The organism is Ferrimonas sp. YFM, assembly GCF_030296015.1.
Classification (GTDB): Bacteria; Pseudomonadota; Gammaproteobacteria; order Enterobacterales; family Shewanellaceae; genus Ferrimonas.
The window spans coordinates 3,035,837-3,053,162 of the sequence record NZ_AP027368.1 but is presented as its reverse complement, the minus strand read 5'-3'; the positions used below and the strand labels follow the sequence as shown (position 1 = coordinate 3,053,162).

Genomic DNA, 17,326 nt, shown 5'->3' with positions numbered 1-17,326 from the left:
AACATGTTTCCAAGAACTCTGTTTGACAGCGATCACCAACTGTTTCGCGACAGCGTCCGTCGTTTCCTGGAGGCGGAGGTGGTGCCCTTCCACGCCCAGTGGGAGAAGGAGGGCTGCGTCGACCGGGGCCTTTGGTTAAAAGCGGGGGAGCAGGGCTTCCTCTGCCCGACTCTGCCGGAGGCCTATGGTGGAGTGGAGGTGGACTTCCGCTACAACGTCATCATCAACGAGGAGATCGCCAAGGTCGGGGCGTCCGGCCTGGGCTGGGGCCTGCATTCGGACATCGCCGTGCCCTACATCCTCCATTACGGCAGCGAGGCCCAGAAGCAGCGGTTGCTGCCGGGCTGCATCAGCGGTGAGCTGGTCACCGCCATCGCCATGACCGAACCCGGCACCGGCTCGGATCTGCAGGGGATCAAGACCAAGGCCCAGCGCGACGGTGACGGCTGGCTGCTCAGCGGCGCCAAGACCTTCATCACCAATGGTCAGCACGCCAATCTGGTGATCGTGGTGGCCCGAACCGACCCGCAGGCGGGCTCCCGTGGCTTCAGCCTGTTCCTGGTGGAGGAGGGGATGGCCGGATTCAGCCGCGGCACCAATCTGGAGAAGATTGGCATGAAGGCCCAGGACACCTCAGAGCTGTTCTTCGACAATGTGCGACTGCCCGCCGATGCCCTGCTGGGGGAGGAGGGGGCCGGTTTCGCCTACCTGATGCGGGAGTTGCCCCAGGAGCGGTTGTCTGTGGCCAGCAACGCGGTGGCCAATGCGGAGTCCATACTGGAGCAGACCCTGGCCTATGTGGCGGAGCGCCGCGCCTTCGGCAAGCCCATCGCCGCCCTGCAGAACACCCAGTTCAAGCTGGCGGAGTGCCGCACCAAGGTGGATGCGGCCCGGGTGTTTACCGATCGCTGCATCGAACTGCACCTGGAGGGCAAACTGGACGCGGCCATGGCTGCCGAGGTGAAGCTGCTCACCACTGAGCTTCAGGGGGAGGTGCTCGATGAGTGTCTGCAGCTGCACGGTGGCTATGGCTACATGTGGGAGTACCCGGTGGCCCGGGCCTGGGCCGATGCCAGGGTACAACGCATCTACGCCGGCACCAGTGAGGTGATGAAGCTGATCATCGCCCGTAAGATGCTGGAGCAGCAATGAGCACCGAAGCCAGTGGCCCCCTGACCGGCCTCAAGGTGCTGGATTTCTCCACCCTGTTGCCGGGGCCCTTCGCCAGTCAGCTGCTGGCGGACATGGGGGCTCAGGTGACCCGCATCGAGTCCCCCTCCAGGCCGGATCTGCTCAGGCAGCTGAGCACCAGGGTGGGCGGGGAGTCGGCGGCGCACCTGACCATCAACCGCAATAAGCGCAGTCTGGCGTTGGATCTCAAGGCGCCACAGGCGAGCGAGCTGGTTCGCCGCCTGGTGGCGGAGCACGACATCCTGTTAGAGCAGTTTCGCCCCGGAGTGATGGCCCGGCTGGGGCTGGACTACCCCAGCCTGAGGGAGTCCAACCCGGGGCTTATCTACTGCTCCCTGACCGGCTATGGCCAGAACGGTCCCCTGGCCCACAGGGCGGGGCACGACATCAACTACCTGGCCCTGTCCGGGCTGGCCAGCTACAGCGGCCACACTGAGCCTGTGCTCAGTGGCACCCAGGTGGCGGATCTGGCCGGGGGTTCCCAGCAGGCGGTGATCGCCATTCTGGCGGCGCTGTTTGAGCGCCAAAGCAGCGGTCTGGGTCAGCATCTGGATGTCGCCATGGCCGAGGGGGCGCTGGCGCTGAACGCCATGGCTTCGGCGGCGGTGGGTTGTGGAGCCCCGGCGCCCCGGCCGGGCACCGAGGTGCTCAACGGCGGCAGTTTCTATGACTACTATGCCACTGCCGATGGCCGTTACCTGGCGGTAGGCGCCCTGGAGCCCCAGTTTGCCCTGGTGTTTTTCCAGGCCATCGACCGGCCCAACTGGGCGGCGCATGCCCTGGCGCCCCCGGGGCAGCAGTCTGAGCTCAAGGGGGAGATCGCCGCAGTGATCGCCGAGCAGTCCTTGGGTGTCTGGCGCCAGAAGTTTGCTGCACTGGATTGCTGCGTCGAGCCGGTGCTGAATTTGGATGAGGCGATGGCCCACCCACAGTTCGTGGCGCGGGGCATGGTGCGTCAGCTGACCCATCAGGGCCAGTCTATAACTCAGCTGGCCTGCCCCTTGAATCGACAGGGGCCTATCAGGCCCGGTGCGGCTCTGGGGCAGCACAGCGAAACGGTGCTCAAAGAGCTGGGCTATGGGGAGGCGGAGATTGCCGAATTGAAAGCCAGTGGGGCAGTGGCCTAAATCAAGCTCATGAAAAAAGGCGCCATCGGCGCCTTTTTTGTGTGTGTTAAGCCACCCGCTCCTGGCGTTCATCCAGGCGCGCCGCCAGGTACTCCAGCAGCCAGGTTTCCCGCTGGATGGACATGCCCGCCTTGGGGCTGGCGGCCATGGTTTTATGGTTGTGGGCGATGGCGTCGTGGATGTTAACCCACAGCGGACGCATGCCGTTCTGCTGCTCGTAGTGCTCCAGCTGGGTTTCGCCCAGCTGACGATGGGCGCTGCACAGGTAGCAGTAGGAGAGCATCCTCTGGTTGTCGGCGTCATCTTTGTACCAGGGGCGCAGCTCCTCATAGAGGCCCAGCTCTTCGATAATGGCCAGGTTGGCGGCACCGGTCTCCTCGGCCACTTCACGCAGCAGCGCCTGCTCCAGGCTTTCCCCCTTATCGACGCCGCCACCGGGAAGGCTGTAATCCTCGTAACGCTCGGTGTAGAGCAGCAGGATCTGATCGCCGTCGAGGATGGCGGCCCGCACCGCCTTGCGCAGGGTTTCGCTGCCCTGGGGGATGGCGTCTGGATGGGTGGTGCTGTTCAGGGGCTGCATCTGGCTCTCCGGCAATCAAAGCGCGCCATTGTACGCAAAGGCAACTGAGGAGGAAAGTGCCCGCAGCGGAAACGCTGCGGGCGGCTTGGTTGGGGAGGGTTAAGCGGTGAGCTGGGCGGCGATCTCCAGCTCGCGGGTTTCCGGTACCTCATTGTAGGAGAGCACGTTCAGGCCCCTGGCGAAGGCCAGGGCATAGCGGCCCAGCAGCGGCCTGAGCTGAGGGGCCACTAGCAGCATGGCGGGGTGACCCTGTTGGCGGGCGGCGGCCAGCTGCTCCGGCATCGCCTGCTGCAGCCTGGCCAGCAACTGGGGGTCTACCGGGAAGGAGTCCAGGGCCACCTGACCGCCCTGCTGGGCCTGGTTGAGAGAGGTCAGCAACTGCTGCTCCAGCTCCGGTGCCAGGGTGATGACGCTGAGCTTGCCGCTCTCGCCGGCAATCTGATGCACCAGATTGTGTTTCAGGGCACAGCGCACATCGGCGGCCAGCAGCACAGGGTCCTTGGTGGCGTCACTGGACTCCAGCAGGGTGGTGGCCACGGTGCGAATGTCTTTGAGGGAGACCTGCTCCCGCAGCAGCAGCCTGAAGGTCTTCAACTGCTGCACCGGGGTCAGGGCGGTGGAGAGCGATTCCGACAGCTTGGGGGCCACCATGGCCAGCCTTTCGCCGATGGCGTTGATGTCATCGTGTTGCAGCATCTCCGGCAGGGCTTCCCGCAGCAGTTTACTGACGTGGGTGGCGATGATGGTGGCGTGGTCCACCACAGAGTAGCCCAGGTTCAGGGCCTTGGCCTTGTCGTTGCTGTCGATCCAGATGGCGTCCATCTGGTAGGCCGGGTCCTTGGTGATGATCCCCTCGATGTTGCCGTACACCTGACCACTCTGAATAGCCAGCAGCCGCTCCGGCTGCAGCTCCGCCTTAGCCAGCGGGGTGCCGAGGATGGAGATCTGGTAGCCATTGGGGGGCAGGGAGAGGTTGTCTCTGACCCGCACCTCGGGCAGCAGGAAGCCCGCCTGCTCGGACAGGGTGCGGCGGATGCCGGTGAGCCGTTTGATCAGCTCCGCCCCCTGACTGCGGTCCACCAGGTGCACCAGGCGGTACCCCACTCCCAGCTCGATGATGTCGGTGTGGGGCAGGGCATCCCAGCTCGGCTGGGTGGGTTCGCTGACCAGCTCCTGTGCTTTCTCCTGCACCTCTTCCAGGGGCGCCTCCGGGGCCAGCTGAGACTGACGGAAAGCTACGAACCCCAGGACGGCGGCAAAGGAGAGGAACACCAGGGCGGGCATGCCGGGGACCAGTCCCAGGATCGCCATGACGCCGGCGGCGGTGCCCAGCACCTTGGGGTTGGCCAGCAGCTGGCGGGAGAGCTGCTTGGGCATCTCCTCCGCGTCGGACACCCGGGTGACAATGATGGCGGCGGCGGTGGCCAGCAGCAGTGACGGGATCTGGGCCACCAGGCCGTCACCTATGGTGAGCAGGGCGTAGGTCTTGAAGGCGTCGGCGGCGCCAAGATCGTACATGAAGATGCCGATACAGATACCGCCGATGATGTTGATGGCCAGGATCAGTATGCCGGCGATGGCATCCCCGCGGACAAACTTGGAGGCGCCGTCCATAGCCCCGTAGAAGTCCGCTTCCCGGGCCACCTCCTGGCGTCGGGTCCTGGCCTGCTCCTGAGTCAGGGTACCGGCATTGAGGTCGGCGTCGATGGCCATCTGTTTGCCGGGGAGGGCGTCCAGGGTGAAGCGGGCGGACACCTCGGAGATGCGCTCGCCGCCCTTGGTGATCACCACGAAGTTGATGATCATCAGGATCAGGAACACCACGGCACCGACGACGTAGTTGCCGCCAATCACCACCTCACCGAAGGCCTGGATCACCTTACCGGCGGCGTCGCCGCCCTGGTGGCCCTCAATCAGTACCACCCGGGTGGAGGCGACGTTCAGGGTCAGCCTCATCAGGGTCGCCAGCAGCAGCAGGGTCGGGAAGACGGAGAACTCCAGCGGGCGACGGATGGAGACCGACACCAGCAGCACCAGAATCGCCAGGATGATGTTGAAGGTGAACAGGATGTCCAGCAGCCAGGGGGGCAGCGGCAGAATCACCATGGCGAGGATCGCCAGCAGCATCACCGGGATGCCCATAAAGCCTTTGTTGTTAGTCAGGGACTGTAGCAGCCGTGTCATCGGGTGTCCTCAATCGTGACGCAGGTGTTGGGGAATGTGGAACTGGGGCAGGGGCTCGGGGCGCCCCTGCTTGCCGCGCCGGTGGGCCTTGAGCTGCAGCACATAGCTGAGCACATGGGCGATGGCGTGGTAGAGCTGGGCCGGAATCTGCTGCTCCACCTGGGTGGAGTGGTAGATGGCCCGGGTCAGAGGGGGCGCGCTGACCACCTCCAGATCGTATTTGGGTGCCAGTGAACGCATGTAGAGGGCCACCTCGTCCACCCCCTTGGCCAGCACATAGGGGGCGTCGGCCTTCTCTGGCTCATACTTGAGTGCCACCGCGTAGTGGCTGGGGTTGATCAGCAGCACGTCCGCCTGGGGCAGGGCCACCTCGGCGCGGCTTCTGGCCATCTTTTGCTGCAGCTGGCGGATGCGGGATTTGACCTCGGGCTTGCCCTCCTGCTGCTTGTGCTCATCCTTGATCTCCTGCTTGCTCATCTTCAGTTTGCGCTTATGGCTCCAGGCCTGATACGGCAGATCTATAACCCCTACAACGGCGACGGCGCCGGCCAGCCAGTAGAGGCCGCTGGTGAGCACGTCTGACGCCCGCTCCAGGGCCAGTGGCAGGGGCTGTTGGGCCAGCTTGGGCAGGGTGATCCACACCTGGCGCAGGTAGAGCAGCATGGTGCCGGCAATCAGCACCACCTTGAGGATGGATTTGCCCAGCTCTGCCAAAGAGTTTAATGAGAACAGCCGGCCGAAGCCGGAGATCAGGCTGATGCGGCTGAGCTTGAAGCCCGCATTGCCCAGGTTGAGCAGAGGGCCCTCGGGCAGGGCGGCGGCCGCGGCGGTCAGCAGATAGAGGCCGGCCAACAGGGGCACCAGGGTCTGCAGCAACATCAGCAGGGCCAGCCCCAGATGCTGCTGCATCATGCCGGGCACCGCCAGGGCTTCGCGGCTGACGGAAAAGTTGTTGGCCCCCACTCCTTGAACGAAACTGGCCAGATAACCGCTGCCGCTGTCCAGCAGGGTGGCGGCCCCGAGCAGCAGCACCGCGCTGGCAAAATCCTTGGAGCGGGCCACCTGGCCCTGCTCGCGGGCTTTGCGCAGCCGGTTGGCCGTGGGTTGTTCGGTCTTGTCGCCGGACTGCTCATTGCTCATGGCGTCCCCCCGATAGCCTGCAGCATCGCTCGCAGGGCGTCACTGGTCAGTTCGGTGTACAGGTCGGGGAGGCCGGTGAACACCAGCAGCAGGCACACCAACCCCATCATCATCGACATGGGAAAGCCCAGGGCGAAGACGTTGAGGCTGGGGGCGGCCCGGCTGAGGACGCCGAAGGTGAGGTTGACCAGCAACATGGCGGTGACCGCCGGGACCGCCAGGGTCAGGGCCGAGGCAAAGATCCAGCCAAATCTCAGGGCCAGCATCTCCAGGGGCAGATTGAAGATGCCGCTGCCCACAGGCCACAGGGTAAAGCTATCCACCAGGATGCCCAGGGCCACCAGGTGGCCCTCCAGGGCGAGAAACATCAGGATGCCGTAGAGCATCAGCAACTGGCTGACGATGGCCTGGCTCATGCCGTTGACCGGGTCGTTCATGATCGCCATGGACAGGCCCATCTGCATGGAGACCACAGAGCCCAGCACGGTGAGTACATGAATAAGCAGCAGCAGGGGAAACGCCAGCAGCATGCCGGTGAGGATCTGTTCGGCGGCCAGCAGTATGGCGGTGAGTGAGGCGGCATCCACCTGAGGGGGCGTGGGCACCATGGGGGCCATCACCACAGACAGCACCAGGGCCAGCAATATCTTGACGCGAATACTGATGTGGGCGCTGGAGAACATGGGCATCAAGCTGAAGGCGCCCATCAGCCGGCAGAATGGCCACCAGATGTGACCCAGCAGGCTGCCCAGTTCGGCGCTGGTCAGGGTCAGCATGGGCTACCCGATGAGGTAGGGAATGTCATTGAACAGACGCTGAAACAGGTCCATTACCTGCTGCAGCAACCAGTGGCCGGCGAAGAGCACCATCAGCAGGGTCATGATCAGCTTGGGCAGGAAGCTCAGGGTCTGCTCGTTGACCTGGGTGGCGGCCTGAAACACCGCAATGACGATCCCCAATGCCAGGCCGGGGAGAATCAGTATCGCCACCATATTGACCACCAGCAATACGGCGTCGGCAAACAGGGTACTGAGTACTTGAGTGTCCATGGGGCTATCCGAAACTGGCGGCCAGGGTGCCTACCGTCATGCTCCAGCCATCCACCAATACAAACACCATGAGTTTGAAGGGCAGGGAGATGATCAGCGGTGACAGCATCATCATCCCCATGGACATCAGCACACTGGCGACCACCAGATCGATGACCAGGAAGGGAAGAAACAGCAGAAAACCGATCTGGAAGGCGGTCTTGAGCTCACTGAGCACGAAGGCGGGCATCAGGGTCAGGAAGGGCACCTCATCGGGGGTCAGGTCCAGGGAGTCGCCGGCGATGCGCATCATCTGTTCCAGGTCCGACTCCCGGGTCTGCGTGAGCATAAAGGCGCGCAGGGGCACCTCGGCGCGGCGGGCGGCTTCCACCAGGTTGATCTCGCCGCCGTCATAGGGCTGAACCGCGTCGGCGTAGATCTGTTCGCCCACGGGGCGCATGATAAACAGGGTCAGGATCAGGGCGATCCCCAGCAGCACCTTGTTGGGGGGGCTCTGTTGCAGGCCCAGGGCCTGGCGCAGTACCGCCAGCACCACGATGATTCGGGTGAAACTGGTGGCCATCAGCAGCAGCGCCGGCAGTAGGCTGATGGCGGTCATCAGCGCCAGGATTTCCAGCTTGATGTTGATCGCCTGAGACTGATCTCCGTCATCCAGAGTCAGCAGGGTCAGGCCCTCGGCACCGGCGGCAAAGGGCAGGACCAACAGCAGCAAAGGCCAGAAGCGGGCCAGCTTAGCCATCGTAGCCGCCGGATACCTTGGTGTTTTCCACCTCCAGCAGACGCACACCGTAGCGGCCGTTCACTTCAACCACTTCGCCGCGTCCCAGCAGGGCGCCGTTGACGCGCAGGTCCAGGGGCTCGCCCACCATGCGGTCCAGGGTGATCACATTGCCCTCTCCCAGGGTAGTCAGTTCGCCCAGGGTCATCTCGGCGCTGGCCAGCTCCAGGGAGACCTGGACGGGCAACTGCTGAAAGAAGCCCATGTCTTTCTTGGGGCGGGATTGAGGGGACGCGGCAACGGTGGCCGTCGGCACATCCTCTTCCAGCAGATCATCCAGCAGCAGGTCATCATCCAGCAGGTTGTCATCAACCACGTTAGTACTCCTCAGCTTTATGGGCATCCTGGTTGAGCTTGGCCACCAGTTTGCCGTCTTGGGCATGCACGCTGGCGTAGAACTGGGTGCGGCCACCTATGGTGACCGGGCAGCGGGCGTGCAGATGTATGGGCAGAATGTCGCCCTGTTTCAGTTCGTTGAGTGTTTGGACCGGCACCGCTTTGCGCGCCAGTTCGACCCTGGCCTGCACCGGGATCTGGGTCATCCGCTGCTTGACCTTAGCCATCAACTCGGGATCCGCTTTGTGTTCGGTGCGCTGCTCGGACAGGGAACCGAGCAGGGCTTCGCTGACATAGAAACGGATGGGTTCAAAAGGGTGGCTTCGCGGCCATTCGAAGCGCCAGCAGGCGGGCGACTGAATGCCGTCTAAGCTCGGCACCACCTCCAGATCCAGCTCCTCCATGGAGAGTCGGGTCTTGGGCAGGGTCTCCAGGCTGGTTTCGACGATGCGATGGGCCAGACGCAGCTCTGAGTGGCTGATGGGACGCAATGGGCTGACCAGCCGCTGGCTGGCACCGCCGTAATAGCTGCTGGCCAGTTGATCCAGGGTGCAGCGGTCGATGGCAAGCCAGGCAAGGGCGGTGCGACCATGACTGAGGACAAAACAGGCATTGCCCTGATCCGCTGGCAGGGGCTGTTCCTCCAGCCGTACCCGAATCGGGGTGGCCTGACCGAGGCGCATCAGGGGTTTGAAGATCTGCAACACGGCGTCCAGCATCTGGCTGTATCCCAGCTCAAGCTGGCGAAGCAGGCGGCTGCGAGCCAGTTTTTCCTGGACTAAAACGACGGGTCTTACCGTTGCATCAGTGCCACCAGCTAATAGTTTTGCTTTTGCTGTTGTCTTCATTATGAACTGTTCTTTAATTGAGCTTAAATTCGTAAAACCCTGCAGCCACTAGACCTGGCCTGGGTGTAAAGCACTGTCTGACATTATTGTTGACTAATATATGAATCTATCGTGTCAGCACTGTTTAAATTTAATCCTTTACTCTTGGTTGGTATTTAGAACTTCAGTCAATTATCTGACAAAGTCAAAAATACGTTGCCAAAATCAAGCCATTTATTCACGGCGATGGCTAACATATCAGGGGTTTGTGGGGTGTTCAATGGTATTTAATGAAAAATAGATCTCACTGATTGTTGGGTGGAAAAATATAAAATCAAACTTGATTTATTGGGTGGAAAAATAATAGTCTGCCAACTCTTAAAAATTCGCCCAGTGACTATAATGTCTAGTTTGATAAATAAGGTATTTTTGACGGTTGTCGTTTTTCCGACGTTAGCAAATGCTGCGGTGGTTAAATTTGACACGCCGCTGGAAAGAGCTGGATGGAAATTTGACGGTGACAAATTTCAGTGTCGCCTCATACATGAAGTCGAGAATTTCGGCCGATTCGTATTAAGCCGCCACGCCGGTCACCCTCTTACCCTGAGCCTGGATACGGACTGGTTGCCGGAGCAGGGCATCGACGCGAACTTCAGCTTACAGACACCGGGATGGCAACCTGCTTCTCCGGACGCAGCCCATCACTATCCTGCCCAGTGGCAACAGAGCAAAGCCAGATTGGTAGGGGCGGGCGAGCCCTTCCTCCAGGCCCTGGAGCTGGGCTGGAACTGGCAGGTGGATCTTAATGACCAACTGGGGCAGCAGTGGCAGGTCTCCAGTGCCAATGTCCAGGGGCAGCCGGCTGCCCTGGAGATGCGCCAGTGTCTGAAGCAGTTGTTGCCCATGTCCTATGAACAGGTGAGACGACTGGAGATCCCCTACCCCAGTGGTGGTGTGGAGCCGGCCAACCGGGCGACGGCCAGCATCAATGCCGCTGCTGCCTATGTACAGGCAGACCACCGAATCCGCAAGGTGCTGGTGGACGGCCACACCGACAGCGACGGCGACAGCCTGGCCAACCTGGTGCTCAGCCGCACCCGGGCCGATGAGATCGCCGCCCGCTTGGTGGCGGCCGGCGTGCCTGCCGCAAAGATTGAGATTCGTGGCCATGGGGAGCGTTTCCCTCTGGTCAGCAATGGCAGCGCCAACGGGCGCGCCAAGAACCGCAGGGTCACCATTCGCCTGGTGATGGCCGGAGAGGACCAGGTCGCCTCACAGGAGGAAGCCCCGGACATGAACAGCACCCTGCCAAAAAAACTCAGTGCTCAGGAGAGCGGAGAATGAGCGACTACTCCATTCGAATTGCCGGGTTTGAACTCAGCGGGTGTGACCGGGCCCAGTTGGACCTTCAGGGGTTTAACCTGCTGGATACCGACAGCCGAAAACCCGCCTGGCTGACCCTGGTTGGCCTGCAGGGGTGTTGCCCGGAACAGGTGAGCCAGAAGATGGCCGAAGTCGCCGGCAGCATGAAGGTGGTGCTGGTGGACCCTGACGCCGGCGAGGTGGCCAGCGCCGCCCTGAGTTGCGGTGCCCAGGATTACCTGTTGGCGCCTCTGGATCTGGAGCAGTTGCACCGGCTGATTCGCCGGCTCATCACCATCGAGAGCAGCCGGGCGGATCTGGTGGCGGAAGCCCCGGCCAGCCGCCAGCTGCTGATGCTGGCCCATCGAGCCGCCTCCACCGAAGCCAGTGTGCTGCTCTCTGGGGAGAGTGGCACCGGCAAGGAGCAGCTTGCCCGCTACATTCACCGTCATTCCGCCCGGGCCGACAAGCCCTTTGTGGCGGTCAACTGCGCCGCCATCCCCGAGTCGATGCTGGAGTCGGTGCTCTTCGGTCACGCCAAAGGCGCCTTCACCGGCGCCCACGCGGATAAGGCGGGTAAGTTTGAGCTGGCCAATGGCGGCACCCTGCTGCTGGATGAGATTGGTGAGATGCCGCTGATGCTGCAAGCCAAGCTGCTTCGGGTGTTGCAGGAGCGCGAGGTGGAGCGCCTGGGCTGCCATAAGCCCATCAACCTGGATATCCGCATCATCGCCGCCAGCAACAAAGACCTTCGCAAGGAGGTGAGCGAGGGCAACTTCCGCGAGGATCTCTTCTACCGCCTGGATGTGTTGCCGCTGCACCTGCCGCCCTTGCGCGAGCGCCGTGAAGACATTCTGCCCCTGGCGGATCACCTGCTGGAGCGTCACAACCATCTGGCGGGTGACGACAGCTGCTACTTCAGTGAGGCCGCCCGTGCCGCCCTGCTGGCCCATGACTGGCCGGGCAATGTCCGCGAGCTGGACAACTGCGTACAACGGGCCCTGGTGATGCGCCGGGGCACCGCCCTTCAGGCCCTGGAGCTGGGGCTGCCCCAGCAGCAGGTGATTCCGGCCAGTGCCGCCACCGGCCAGGGGCTGAAAGCCTCTAAGCAGCAGGCGGAGTTCCAGTACATCATCGACACCCTCAAACGGTTCGGCGGCCATCGCAGCCGCAGCGCCGAAACCCTGGGGATGACCACCAGGGCGTTGCGTTACAAGATGGCGCAGATGCGGGAAGCGGGCATCGACGTGGATGCCATCATCAAAAGCGCCGAATGCGCCGCCTAGAGGAAGCTGAGCAATCATGAGCATTATTACCGAGCAGTCGATGCTGGCGACCATGGCCCTGCAGAAGGACCAGGCGGCGGGCATCATTCGTCCCGCCGAAGATCAGGCCGAAGCGGGCAGTTTCTCCGATCTGATGAAGCAGAAGGTGGTGTCCGTCAACACCGACCAGAACCTGGCCTCCGCCCGCACCGCGGCGGTGGAGACCGGGGAAAGCGACGATCTGGTGGGCGCCATGGTGGCGTCTCAGAAAGCCAGCCTCTCATTCAGCGCCATGGTGCAGATTCGTAACCGTCTGGTGGCCGCGCTGGACGAGATCATGAAGATGCCGATCTAGGGGAGCTCTATGTCGACCGTATTATCCCAATCCGCTCAACCTTTCGGTTCATTCGAAGGCGTTCGCAGCGTCTGGCAGCGCTTTGTCCGCTCTGAAGGGGGCCAGGGCCAGGTGTTGTTGGTGTCGGTGCTGGCGGTGATCGCCGCCACCGTCATCGTCCTGGTGCTGTGGAAGTCCGGGGGCAATCTGCGCCCCCTGTATGGCAATCAGGAGGGGTACGACAGTGCCCAGATCATCGAGGTGCTCGAAGCCGAAGGGATCGACTATCAGATTGATCGGGGCACAGGTCAGTTGCTGGTGAATCACGACCAGGTGGGCGCCGTGCGCATGGTGCTGGCGGCCCGCGGCATCAAGGCTCAGTTGCCCAGCGGCCTGGACAACCTCGACAGTGACGTGACCACCAGTCAGTTTATGGAGCAGGCCAGATATCGCCACGGCCTGGAGGGGGAGATGGCTCGCACCATCATGGCTCTGGATCCGGTGAAAGCCGCCCGGGTGCACCTGGCCATCCCCAAGCGCACCCTGTTTGTGCGCAAGCAGGATGCCCAGACCTCGGCTTCGGTGATGGTGGATCTGCAGCCGGGCAAAACCCTGAGCCCGGGCCAGGTGGCCGCCGTGGTCAACCTGGTGGCGGGCAGCGTGCCCGGACTCAGCCCTAAGCAGGTGCAGCTGGTGAATCAGCGCGGCGAACTGCTGGCCGGTGATGAGGCCATGGGGCACAACGCCAGTGGCCTGAGCGCCCAGCAGGTGGAGTACAGCAGAACCCTGGAACAACAGCTGATCCAGCGGGCGGAAAGCATGCTGCTGCCGATTCTCGGTCCTCAGCAATACCGGGTTCAGGTGTCCGCCGACATCAACTTCGACCAGGTGGAGGAGACCCAGGAGAGCGTCGACCCCAGCGTGGTACTGCTGCAGGAGAAGGTGCGCAGCAATCAGAACAACGGCTCCCTGGCCCTGGGGATCCCGGGCGCCCTATCCAACCAGCCACCGGCCCAGGAGGGGGAGCAGCCCTCGAACCAGTCCAGCACCCTGAGCGAGGAGTCCAGCCGCAGTTTCGAGGCGGGACGCTCGGTGCGCCACACCAAGTACCAGCAGGCCCAGCTGAAACAGCTGTCTGTCTCGGTGCTGGTGAATCAGCGTGCTGACATGGAGCAACCCTGGACCCAGGCCCAGCAGGATCAGATGGCCCAGATGGTGCGTGATGCCATCGGTTTCGACGCCAGCCGGGGTGACCAGTTCTCCCTGTCGGTGTTCCCCTTTGCTGTGGTCACCGAGACCCCGGTGGAGCCCATGCCCTGGTGGCAGATGCCGGAATACGCCCAGTACTTTCGCTACCTGGTGGGTGGCCTGGTGGGGCTGTGCCTGATCTTCTTCGTGCTGCGCCCCATGGTCAGCCACCTGATCAAGGTGGAGCGGATGCCGAAAGAGGCGCCGCCGCTGCCTGTCGCCGACAACCCGCCTGAGCTGGCACCGCCGCCGGAAGTCGAGCCTGAGCAGAAGGGGCTGAGCAGTGCCATCGTGGCCCTGGGACTGCCGGAGCCCGGCTCGCCGCTGACCGTACAGTTGGAGCACCTTGGCATGCTGGCCAAGGAGGAACCGGCCCGGGTGGCCGAGGTGATCTCCCAGTGGATTGGAGCAGAGAAACGTGACTAATGCCCTGAAATCGTCCCAGATGGACAACATGGAACAGGCAGCCATGCTGCTGCTGAGCATGGGCGAGGAGGGGGCCGCCAAGGTGTTGGCCCACCTGGATCGCAGCGACGTGCAGCGTCTGAGCCACAAGATGGCCCGGTTGAGCCACATCTCCCATGAAGAGGCCGGCGGAGTGCTGAGCCGCTTCTTCGATGCCTATCGGGATCAGTCCGGCATCGCCCGGGCCTCCCGGGGGTACCTGCAGCGTACTCTGGACATCGCCCTGGGCGATCGGGTGGCCAAGGGACTCATCGACAACATCTATGGGGATGAGATTCAGACCCTGGTGCGTCGCCTGGAGTGGGTGGACCCCAAACTGCTGGCCCATGAGATCACCCACGAGCACAGCCAGCTTCAGGCGGTGCTGCTGGGGCTGCTGCCCGCGGAAAACGCCTCCCTGGTACTGCAACACCTGCCGGGCCACTGCCACGATGAGGTGCTGCTGCGCATCGCCGCCCTGGGCGAGTTGGACCGGGATGTGGTGGAGGAGCTGCGCCAGCTGGTGGAGCGCTGCGTGGCCATCGCCATGGAGAAGAGTCATACCCAGGTCGCCGGGGTGAAACAGGTGGCGGACATCCTCAACCGCTATGAGGGGGACAGGGAACAGCTGATGTCGGTGCTCCGATTGCACGATCAGACCCTGGCCACCCAGGTGGAGGACAACATGTTCGACTTCATCATCCTGGGCCGTCAGAAGGACGACACCCTGCAGAAACTGCTGGCAGAGGTGGATCCGGAGACCCTGGCCATCTCCCTCAAAGGGGTGGACTCCAACCTCAAGAAGGCGGTGCTGGGCGCCTTGCCCAAGCGGATGTCCTCCTCCATTGAGACCCGGATGGAGGCGATCGGTGCCGTGGCCCTTTCCAGGGCGGACCTGGCCCGGGCCGAGGTGATGGATAAGGCCAAGAGCATGATGGAAGCCAAGGAGCTGGAACTGCAACTCTTTGAAGAGCCGGTGGTGGAATAATGAGTCAGCAACACTGGAACAACCAAGCGAGCCGGGTGCGTCTCTACCACTTCCCGCCCCTGGGAACTCAGGGAGGGGAGAGTGCGCCGGCGTCTACCGGCGCCGATTATCAGCGTGCGGTGGAACAGGGTTATCAGGAGGGGATGGAGCAGGGCCGCGAGGCCGGCTACCAGGAGGGCCTGGAGACGGGCCGCCAAGAGGGGGTCTCTCAGGGGGTGGCAGAAGGCCGCGCCCAGGGCCAGGCCCAGGCCCATCAGGAGATGGAACAGCGTCTGGCGCCGATGATCGCTCCGCTGACCGCACTGCAGCAGCTGCTGCGAGAGGGCCACGAACAGCAGCTCAAGGGGCAGCAGGAGCTGATCCTTGAGCTGGTAAAGCGGGTGGCCGAGCAGGTGGTGCGCTGTGAACTGACTCTGCACCCACAGCAGATCATGAGCCTCATCGAGGAGACTCTGGCGGCTCTGCCGGACGGGCGCACCAATCCGGTGATCCACCTGGAGCCCGGTGTGCTCACCACCCTCAGCGAGGTGGCGGCAGATCAGGTGGCCCAGTGGGAGCTTAAGGCCGACCCGACTCTGGGCATTGGCGATGTGCGGGTGGTGACCGAAGAGTGTGAGGCGGACGCCTCCACCGCCACCCGGCTGGATGCCTGCATGGAGCAGGTGGCCAAGCATCTGGTGGATGACCATGGCCAGGGTGCTTAACCTAGCCTGTCACCCCAAGGTACCGGTTGCCACCATCTACGGTAGGTTGATTCGGGTCAACGGACTGATGCTGGAGGCGGTAGGCTGCCAGCTGGGCACCGGTGACCGCTGCATGCTGGGCTGCCGCGATGGCAGTGAGGTGGAAGCCGAGGTGGTGGGCTTCGAAGGCGCCACCCTGCTGCTGATGCCCTTGCATCCCACCTCTGGATTGATGCCCGGTGCCAGGGTGCGGCCACTCTCTGGCCCCTCCACCGTGCCCATCGGACCCGGCCTGCTGGGCCGGGTACTCGATGGCAGCGGTAACCCCATCGACGGCAAGGGCCCGCTGCGTCACTGCAGCGCCCAGCCGACTCATCTCAAGGTCCCTAACCCTCTGCTCAGACGTCCCATCGCCGGACAACTGGACGTGGGGGTGCGCGCCCTCAATACCCTGCTGCCTATTGGCAAGGGCCAGCGCCTGGGGCTGTTCGCCGGCTCCGGCGTAGGCAAGTCGGTGCTCCTGGGGATGATGACCCGCTATACCCAGGCGGATGTGGTGGTGGTGGGACTCATCGGTGAGCGGGGGCGTGAGGTCCGGGAATTTCTCGACCATGCCCTGGGAGAACAGGGGCGTCGCCGTGCGGTGGTGATCGCCGCCCCGGCCGACACCACGCCGCTGATGCGCCTTCGCGCCGCCCGCCTGTGTCACCAGGTAGCCACCGGATTCCGGGATCAGGGCCAGGATGTGTTGCTGCTGATGGACTCGTTGACCCGCTATGCCCAGGCCCAGCGCGAGATCGGTCTGAGCCTGGGGGAGCCGCCGGCGACCCGGGGCTACCCGCCTTCGGCGTTTTCGACCCTGCCTTCGCTGGTGGAGATGGCGGGCAATGGCGAGCACCCCAACGGCAGCCTGAGTGCTCTGTACACCGTGTTGGCAGAAGGGGATGATCAGCAGGACCCGGTGGCCGACGCCGCCCGGGCGATTCTCGATGGTCACATCGTCCTCAGCCGTGCCCTGGCACAGCAGGGGCATTTCCCCGCCATCGACATCAACGCCTCGGCCAGCCGGGTGGCGGATCAGCTGCACAGCAAGGCGCAGTTGCAGGCGTCCGCCCGGGTTCGTCGTCTGCTGGGGCGCTACCAGGAGGTGCGCGAGCTGCTGCCCCTGGGGGGCTATCAACCCGGTCAGGATGCAGAGCTGGACCTGGCGGTGCGCAGTTACCCCACATTGGCGGGCTTTTTGCAGCAGGACAAAGATGAACGGGTTGATTTGGCGCAGAGCGCTCAGACCCTGGAGACAATGCTGGAGGAGATAGCCCAACATGGTGCGTAAGATACAGCTGCTGCGGGAGAAGCAGGAGAAGCAGATGGCTCAGCTGGGGCAGCAGAAGCAGCGCAGCCAGCTCAGGCTGGCACAGCTCGAGCGCCGTCGCCTGGGGCTGGAGCAGGCCCTGGAGGCCAGCGGTGAGGCCCCGGCCACAGGCTGTGCCCTCAGTTGGCAAAATCGCAGCCACTACCGGGGGCAGCTGATCCCGGCAACCCAGAAACTGGCTATGGAACAGGGACTGGCGGAGCAGGAACAGGGGCGCATCAGCCGCCTTTGGCAGCACGCCCTGGCCCGCCGTCAGGGATTGGCCTGGCTCGAGGAGCAGCGCCGTCAGCAGGGGGTTGAACGCCACAACCGCACCGAGCAGCGTCAGCAGGATGAAGCGGGTGCTCGGATGGCCGCATCGGCCCGGGGATTCAGGCGTTAGCCGCCCGCTATCACGGCATAAAAAAAGGACCCCTGG

General features: G+C 63.3%; 18 protein-coding genes. 10 read left to right on the top strand and 8 right to left on the bottom strand.

The window, feature by feature from the left end:
* The first annotated feature begins 3 nt into the window (after window positions 1–3).
* Both QUE41_RS14325 and QUE41_RS14320 read left to right on the top strand, forming a co-directional pair.
* Window positions 4–1,152 (top strand): acyl-CoA dehydrogenase family protein, encoded by a 1,149-nt coding sequence (locus QUE41_RS14325; protein ID WP_286339690.1) that lies wholly within the window; start codon window positions 4–6, stop codon window positions 1,150–1,152.
* A complete protein-coding gene (locus tag QUE41_RS14320; RefSeq protein WP_286339689.1) occupies window positions 1,149–2,318 on the top strand; it encodes a CaiB/BaiF CoA transferase family protein in 1,170 nt (389 codons plus the stop codon). Before QUE41_RS14325 ends, QUE41_RS14320 begins: the two co-directional genes overlap by 4 nt.
* A gap of 46 nt (window positions 2,319–2,364) precedes the next feature.
* On the opposite strand, the gene QUE41_RS14315 is transcribed toward QUE41_RS14320, so the two are convergent.
* From QUE41_RS14315 to QUE41_RS14280, 8 genes are all read right to left on the bottom strand, one after another.
* Complete coding sequence (locus QUE41_RS14315) at window positions 2,365–2,898, bottom strand: NUDIX hydrolase (RefSeq protein ID WP_286339688.1); 534 nt, start codon at window positions 2,896–2,898, stop codon at window positions 2,365–2,367.
* Window positions 2,899–2,997: 99 nt separating this feature from the next.
* Complete coding sequence (gene flhA, locus QUE41_RS14310) at window positions 2,998–5,082, bottom strand: flagellar biosynthesis protein FlhA (protein ID WP_286339687.1); 2,085 nt, start codon at window positions 5,080–5,082, stop codon at window positions 2,998–3,000.
* A gap of 9 nt (window positions 5,083–5,091) precedes the next feature.
* Window positions 5,092–6,222, bottom strand: coding sequence for a flagellar type III secretion system protein FlhB (gene flhB, locus QUE41_RS14305; protein WP_286339686.1), 1,131 nt, complete (start codon window positions 6,220–6,222; stop codon window positions 5,092–5,094).
* Window positions 6,219–6,998: a flagellar biosynthetic protein FliR gene (gene fliR, locus QUE41_RS14300; protein WP_286339685.1), complete on the bottom strand. Its 780-nt coding sequence runs from the start codon at window positions 6,996–6,998 to the stop codon at window positions 6,219–6,221. The genes flhB and fliR overlap by 4 nt, the downstream gene beginning before the upstream one ends.
* Before the next feature lie 3 nt (window positions 6,999–7,001).
* Window positions 7,002–7,271, bottom strand: a complete 270-nt coding sequence (locus tag QUE41_RS14295) for a flagellar biosynthetic protein FliQ (protein WP_286339684.1) — start codon at window positions 7,269–7,271, stop codon at window positions 7,002–7,004.
* A 4-nt stretch (window positions 7,272–7,275) separates the two neighbouring features.
* The gene (gene fliP / locus QUE41_RS14290; protein WP_286339683.1) at window positions 7,276–8,010 is read right to left on the bottom strand and encodes a flagellar type III secretion system pore protein FliP; all 735 of its coding nucleotides are present in this window, start codon (window positions 8,008–8,010) and stop codon (window positions 7,276–7,278) included.
* Window positions 8,003–8,365, bottom strand: coding sequence for a FliM/FliN family flagellar motor switch protein (locus QUE41_RS14285; protein ID WP_286339682.1), 363 nt, complete (start codon window positions 8,363–8,365; stop codon window positions 8,003–8,005). Before QUE41_RS14285 ends, fliP begins: the two co-directional genes overlap by 8 nt.
* 1 nt (window position 8,366) lies before the next feature.
* A complete protein-coding gene (locus QUE41_RS14280; RefSeq protein ID WP_286339681.1) occupies window positions 8,367–9,233 on the bottom strand; it encodes a FliM/FliN family flagellar motor switch protein in 867 nt (288 codons plus the stop codon).
* Window positions 9,234–9,680: 447 nt separating this feature from the next.
* On the opposite strand from QUE41_RS14280, the gene QUE41_RS14275 reads away from it, so the two are divergent.
* From QUE41_RS14275 to QUE41_RS14240, 8 genes are read left to right on the top strand one after another with little or no spacing between them, the layout of a single operon-like run.
* Window positions 9,681–10,556, top strand: a complete 876-nt coding sequence (locus QUE41_RS14275) for a MotY family protein (protein WP_286339680.1) — start codon at window positions 9,681–9,683, stop codon at window positions 10,554–10,556.
* Window positions 10,553–11,860 carry a sigma-54 interaction domain-containing protein gene (locus QUE41_RS14270; RefSeq protein WP_286339679.1) on the top strand — a complete coding sequence of 436 codons (1,308 nt, stop codon included), beginning with the start codon at window positions 10,553–10,555 and terminating at the stop codon, window positions 11,858–11,860. Before QUE41_RS14275 ends, QUE41_RS14270 begins: the two co-directional genes overlap by 4 nt.
* A gap of 16 nt (window positions 11,861–11,876) precedes the next feature.
* Window positions 11,877–12,194: a flagellar hook-basal body complex protein FliE gene (gene fliE / locus QUE41_RS14265; RefSeq protein ID WP_286339678.1), complete on the top strand. Its 318-nt coding sequence runs from the start codon at window positions 11,877–11,879 to the stop codon at window positions 12,192–12,194.
* 9 nt (window positions 12,195–12,203) lie between these two features.
* Entirely contained in the window at window positions 12,204–13,847 is a 1,644-nt protein-coding gene (gene fliF, locus QUE41_RS14260; RefSeq protein ID WP_286339677.1) for a flagellar basal-body MS-ring/collar protein FliF, read from the top strand.
* A gap of 19 nt (window positions 13,848–13,866) precedes the next feature.
* On the top strand, window positions 13,867–14,853 hold the full coding sequence (locus tag QUE41_RS14255; protein ID WP_286342949.1) for a flagellar motor switch protein FliG: 987 nt from the start codon (window positions 13,867–13,869) through the stop codon (window positions 14,851–14,853).
* Window positions 14,853–15,557, top strand: coding sequence for a flagellar assembly protein FliH (fliH, locus tag QUE41_RS14250; RefSeq protein ID WP_286339676.1), 705 nt, complete (start codon window positions 14,853–14,855; stop codon window positions 15,555–15,557). Before QUE41_RS14255 ends, fliH begins: the two co-directional genes overlap by 1 nt.
* Window positions 15,541–16,869, top strand: coding sequence for a FliI/YscN family ATPase (locus QUE41_RS14245; RefSeq protein WP_286342948.1), 1,329 nt, complete (start codon window positions 15,541–15,543; stop codon window positions 16,867–16,869). The genes fliH and QUE41_RS14245 overlap by 17 nt, the downstream gene beginning before the upstream one ends.
* Window positions 16,859–17,290 carry a flagellar FliJ family protein gene (locus QUE41_RS14240; protein WP_286339675.1) on the top strand — a complete coding sequence of 144 codons (432 nt, stop codon included), beginning with the start codon at window positions 16,859–16,861 and terminating at the stop codon, window positions 17,288–17,290. The genes QUE41_RS14245 and QUE41_RS14240 overlap by 11 nt, the downstream gene beginning before the upstream one ends.
* The last annotated feature ends 36 nt before the right edge of the window (window positions 17,291–17,326 follow it).